The following is a 5,537-nucleotide window of genomic DNA, read 5'->3' as shown; positions in this document are numbered from 1 at the left end:
GGGCAGGTCGACGAGGCCGCCCCACACGCCGGGTGTCTCCAGCCCGACGACCCGGCCGAGCCCCCAGACCTGGGCCTGTTCGGGACTGATCCCGACGGCCGCCCGGTCGGCGGGGGTCGTCCCGCCCGTGGAGGTCGTCGTCTCCGCGCGGGCCGCCCCGTCGGCCGCCGTGGCGACCGCGCCCCGGGTCAGGCACCACAGCGGGCCCGTGGCGCCCGCGTCCAGCAGGGCCTGGACGGCGGTGAGGGTGGTGGCGGTGCCGACGGGTACGCCCGGGTGGTCGGGGTGCGGCCGCCCGTCGGTGGCGAGCAGGGAGACGACACCGGCCGCGGAGGCGTGGCGGCGCAGCAGTGCGGCGAGTTCGTCGCGTCCGGTGGCGGTGGTGACGGTGATCCGGTCGACGCGGTCGGCGCCGTGGGCGAGCAGTGCGTCCGCCACCCAGTCGGCCGTCGGGGTGCGGCCGGGCGTGAGGAGGACCCAGTCGCCGGTGGGGCGGGCGTCCCTCGGTTCGGGGACCGGCTTCCAGGTGACGCGGTAGCGGAGGCGGTCGGCGGCGGCGGTGCGGCGGGCCGCCGCCCGCCAGGCGGCGAGCGCGCGCACGGTGCCGGCGAGGGACTCGTCGGGCCGCAGGCCCAGCTGTTCGGCCACCGCCGGTGTGTCGTCCCGGTCGACGGCCTCCCACAGGGCGGTCGTCGCGGGATCGTCCGCGGCGGCGGGGGCGGGCCGGTCCAGCCAGTGCCGGGAGCGTTGGAAGGGGTAGGTGGGCAGGTCGACCCGGCGGGCTCCCGTGCCGGCGAGCAGCGCCGTCCAGTCGACGGGGGCGCCGTGCGTGTACGCCTCGGCGAGTGCCTCCACGAACCGTTCGGGACGGCCGCCCGGACCTCGGCGGAGGGTGCCGATCACCGTGGCGCCGGACTCGGTGGCGTCCACGGTGTCCTGGACGGCCGAGACGAGCACCGGGTGCGGGCTGATCTCGACGAACACGGTGTGGCCGTCGTCGAGGGCGGCGCGGGTGGCCTCCTCGAACCGGACGGTGTGGCGCAGACTGCGGTACCAGTAGCCGGCGTCGAGCTGCGTGGTGTCCAGACGGGCGCCGGTGAGGGGGGAGTAGTAGGCGATGTCGCCCGGGCGCGGGTGTACGGGGGCGAGGAGGCCGGTGATCCGGTCCTCCAGCGCGGTGACGTGCGGGGAGTGGGAGGCGTAGTCGACGTTGATGCGCCGGGCGTGTACCCCGTCGCGGGCGCAGAGGGCCTCCAGTTCGTCGAGAGCGGTCACGTCGCCGGTGACCACCGTGGTCGCGGGGCCGTTGACGGCACCGATGTCGAGGCGGCCGGCCCAGGGGGCGAGGCGGGCGCGTACGGCGTCGGCGGGTTCGGCGACGGAGAGCATGCCGCCGCCCGGCAGTCCGACGACGGCCTGGGCGCGCAGGGCGACGACGCGGGCGCCGTCGTCGAGGGTGAGCGCGCCGGCGACGACCGCGGCGGCGATCTCTCCCTGGGAGTGCCCCATGACCGCGTCGGGCCGGACCCCGCAGGAGGCCCACAGCTCGGTGAGGGACACCATGGTCGCCCACAGCACCGGCTGCACGATGTCCACACGGGTCAGCAGGTCGGCGGCGTCGGGGGCGCGCAGCACCTCGGTGAGCCGCCAGTCGGTGAACGGGGCGAGGGCGGCCTCGCACTCGGCCATACGGCGGGCGAACACCGGTGAGGCGTCCAGCAGGTCCACCGCCATGCCCGCCCACTGGGAGCCCTGGCCGGGGAAGACGAACACGGTGCGGGCCGGTCCCGGGGCCGGGTGGTGGCCGTGCACGAGCCCGTGCGGGGCGGTGTCGTCGGCCGCCCCGGCGAGCAGGGCGAGCAGTCCGTCGCGGTCGGGGGCGAGGGCGACCGCGCGGTGCTCCAGCGGGGCGCGGGTCGTCGCCAGCGTCCAGGCGACGTCGGCGGTGGACGCGTCGGCGGTGTCCTCAAGGTGGCGGTGCAGGGTGCGGGCCCGGTCCCGCAGCGCGGCGCGGGAGCGCGCGGTGAGCGGCCAGGGCAGCAGGGGCGGCACGGTGAACGGGGCGGGCTCGGCCGGCTCCGGGGCGGTGGCCGCCGCCGGGTCGTCGGGGGCCTGTTCGAGGATGACGTGGGCGTTGGTGCCGCTGATGCCGAACGAGGAGACGCCCGCCCTGCGGGGCCTGCCCGACTCCGGCCACGGCCGGCTCTCCGTCAGCAGGCGTACGGTGCCGTCGGACCAGTCCACCTCGGGGGTGGGTTCCGAGGCGTGCAGGGTCGGCGGCAGGATCCCCTGCCGCATCGCGAGCAGTGTCTTGACGACTCCGGCGGCGCCCGCGGCGGCCTGGGTGTGGCCGATGTTGGACTTGAGGGACCCCAGCCACAGCGGCCGGTCCATGGGGCGGCCCTCCCCGTAGACGGCGAGCAGCGCCTCCGCCTCGATGGGGTCGCCGAGGCGGGTGCCGGTGCCGTGCGCCTCCACGGCGTCGATGTCGGCGGGGGTCAGTCCGGCGTCGGCGAGGGCGGCCCGGATGACGCGTTCCTGCGCGGGTCCGCTGGGCGCGCTGAGACCGTTGGAGGCGCCGTCCTGGTTGACGGCCGTGCCCCGGACGACCGCGAGGACCGGGTGCCCGTGGCGGCGGGCGTCGGAGAGCCGCTCGACGAGGAGGAGGACGGCGCCCTCCGACCAGCCGGTGCCGTCGGCGCCCGCGCCGAACGCCTTGCAGCGGCCGTCCGCTGCGAGGCCGCCCTGCCGCTCGAAGCTGAGGAACGTGCCCGGGGTGGGCAGCACGCACACGCCGCCCGCGAGGGCCAGGTCGCAGTCGCCGCGCCGCAGCGCCTGCGCGGCCAGGTGCAGCGCGACCAGCGAGGACGAGCAGGCGGTGTCGACGGTGACCGCCGGGCCGTCGAAGTCGAAGGTGTAGGCGATGCGGCCGGAGGCGACGCTCGCGGTGGTGCCGGTGAGCACATGGCCGCCGGTGTCGTCGGACGCCTCGTCCAGCCGCGGCCCGTAGTCCTGGGAGACCAGGCCCGCGAAGACGCCCGTGCGCCGGGAGGCGGGCGAGCGCGGGGCGATACCGGCGCGTTCGAACGCCTCCCAGGCGGTCTCCAGCAGCAGCCGCTGCTGCGGGTCCATGGCCGCGGCCTCGCGCGGCGAGATGCCGAAGAAGGCGGCGTCGAAGCCCGCCACGTCCGCCAGGAAGCCGCCCGGGTACGCCACGTCCCAGCCTCGGTCGGCGGGGACCTCGCCGATCGCGTCGTGGCCGCCGGCCACCAGGTCCCACAGCCGCTGCGGCGAGTCGGCGCCGCCGGGCAGCCGGCAGCCGACCCCGATGATCGCGACCGGTTCGCGGGCGCTGTCCTCGGCCTCGCGCAACCGCCCCCGGGTCTCGTGGAGTTCGGCCGTGACCCGCTTGAGGTACTCGACCAGCTTCTCCGCTTCCGCTTCCGCCATGTGCGTCATTCCCCGCGCTCCTGCAGGTCGGTACCGAGTTCCCGGTCGATGAAGGAGAAGATCTCGTCGACGCTCGCCGTCCGGAGCGCCGCGCGTACGCCGCCGTCCCCGTCGCCGGCGTCGCCCTGCCCGGCGCCGGCACCGTTCGTGGCGGTGCCTGCCCGGGGTGTGCCGTTGCCGCCCGCCGGTGGGGGTACGGGCCCGCCCGCCGCGGAGGTGACCGCGTACCGCTCCTCGCACCGGGCGAGCAGGTCGCGCAGGCGCCGTGCCGTGGTGTGCAGTTCGGCGGGGTCGGCGTTCCGCGCCAGGAGGTCCTCCAGCCGGCCGATCCCGTCGTCGAGCGAGCCCTCGGCGGGCCCGGGCGGTGGCGCGAGCCGGGTGCGCAGATAGCGGGCGACGGCCGCCGGTGTGGGCTGGTTGAACAGCAGCCCGGCGGGCATGCGGTGACCGCTCGCGGCGGTCAGGCGGTTGCGGAGTTCGACGCCCATCAGCGAGTCGAACCCCAACTCCTTGAAGGTGCGGGCGGCGTCCACGCGCCGCCCGTCACGGTGGCCGAGGACCGCCGCCGCGTGGCCGCGGACCTGTTCGAGGAGGGCGGCCTCCTGTTCCGGGGCGGTCAGCCCGGCGCCGACGGTGAGGCGTACGGCCTCCCTGTCGGGCCGTGCGTCGTCGCCGGGGCCGGGGGCCGCCGTGGCGGGGTCGCGCCAGGCGCTGCCGGCCAGTTCCCGGTAGAGCGGCGAGGCTTCCCCCTCGTGCGCCGCGCGGCGCACCAGCGGCAGGGACAGCGCCAGCGGCAGCCGCAGCGCGGGGCCCGGCCGCAGCAGGGCGGCGTCGAGGAGCGTGAGGCCCTGGTCCCGGTCGAGCGGCAGGAGTCCGGTGCGGCGCATCCGGCGCAGGTCGGTGTCGCTGAGCCCGGCGGTCATGCCCGCCGCCGCCTGTCCTGCGGCCGGGTCCGCGGCGGGCGGGGCACCGGTCTGCGGGGCCCACGGTCCCCACGCGAGGGACACGGCGGGCAGCCCCCGGCTGCGGCGCAGCTGGGCCAGGGCGTCGAGGAAGGCGTTGCCGGCCGCGTAACTTCCCTGGCCCGCAGCGCCGTTGACCCCGGACACGGAGGAGAACAGGACGAACGCGCGCAGGCCGGCGTCGGCGGTCAGCTCGTGCAGGTTCCACGCGGCGTCGACCTTGGGCCGCAGGACGCGGTCCAGGTCACCGGGCTCGATCGACTCCACCACGGCGTCGTGCAGGACGCCCGCGGTGTGTACGACCGCCGTCAGGGGGTGGGCATCGGGTATCCGCGCGAGGACGGCGGCGAGCGCGTCCCGGTCGGCCGTGTCGCAGGCGGCGACCGTGACATGGACGTCCCCCTCCCGGCGGAGGGCGGCCTCGAGCGCGGTCGCCTCGGGGGCGTCGGCGCCCCGGCGGCTGACCAGCAGCAGCCTCCGTACCCCGTGACGGGCCACGAGGTGCCGGGCGACGAGCCGCCCGAGGGCACCGGTACCGCCGGTGACGAGAACGGTGCCGTTCGGATCGAGGGCTGTACCGCTCAGGTCGCTGTAGGTGCTGTCCGGGGTGCTGGAGGTGCCGTTCGGGCTGCTGGAGGTGCCGTTCGGGCCGACGGACGTGCTGTCCGGGGCGCTGGACGTGCCGTCCGGGCCGATGGACGTGCTGAGCCGGTTACTGGACGTGTCGTTCGGGCCGCTGCGGGTCGCGTACGAGGTGGCGACCGCCGCCTTCTCGGCGTCCGCCGGTGTCCGGGGGGTGCCGCTCGGGCCTGGGCCGGTCCCGCCGCCCGTGGGCCGGACGACGCGGGGCGCGTACAGGCGGCCCGCGCGGACCGCGACCTGGGGCTCTCCGCAGGCGGCAGCGGCGGGCAGCGCGGCGGCGGACGCCGGGTCGTCGTCGAGGTCCACCAGGACGAACCGGCCCGGATGCTCGGTCTGCGCCGAGCGGAACAGGCCCCACACGGGTGCCTCGGCGGGGGCGCACGGTCCGTCACCGGCCGCGACCGCGCGCCGGGTCATGACGACCAGCCGGGTGTCGGTGAGGCGGTCGTCGGCCAGCCATGCCCGGGCCAGCTCGGCGGCCCG

Annotated in this window: 2 protein-coding genes; both read right to left on the bottom strand. The window is 77.1% G+C overall.

The window, feature by feature from the left end; translation table 11 throughout:
- Nucleotides 1-3,450 (bottom strand): type I polyketide synthase (locus tag AOK23_RS27040; protein ID WP_157878166.1); only part of this gene is annotated, 3,450 nt, incomplete at its 3' end.
- A 5-nt stretch (nt 3,451-3,455) separates the two neighbouring features.
- Nucleotides 3,456-5,537, bottom strand: a 2,082-nt coding sequence (locus AOK23_RS27035; protein ID WP_157878165.1) for a type I polyketide synthase, incomplete at its 5' end; no start/stop codon positions are given.

Origin of the sequence: Streptomyces torulosus (genome assembly GCF_001419765.1) — a bacterium.
Taxonomy (GTDB): Bacteria; Actinomycetota; Actinomycetes; order Streptomycetales; family Streptomycetaceae; genus Streptomyces; species Streptomyces torulosus.
The sequence above is the reverse complement of the archived record's forward strand: the minus strand, read 5'-3'. Positions and strand labels throughout refer to the sequence as shown.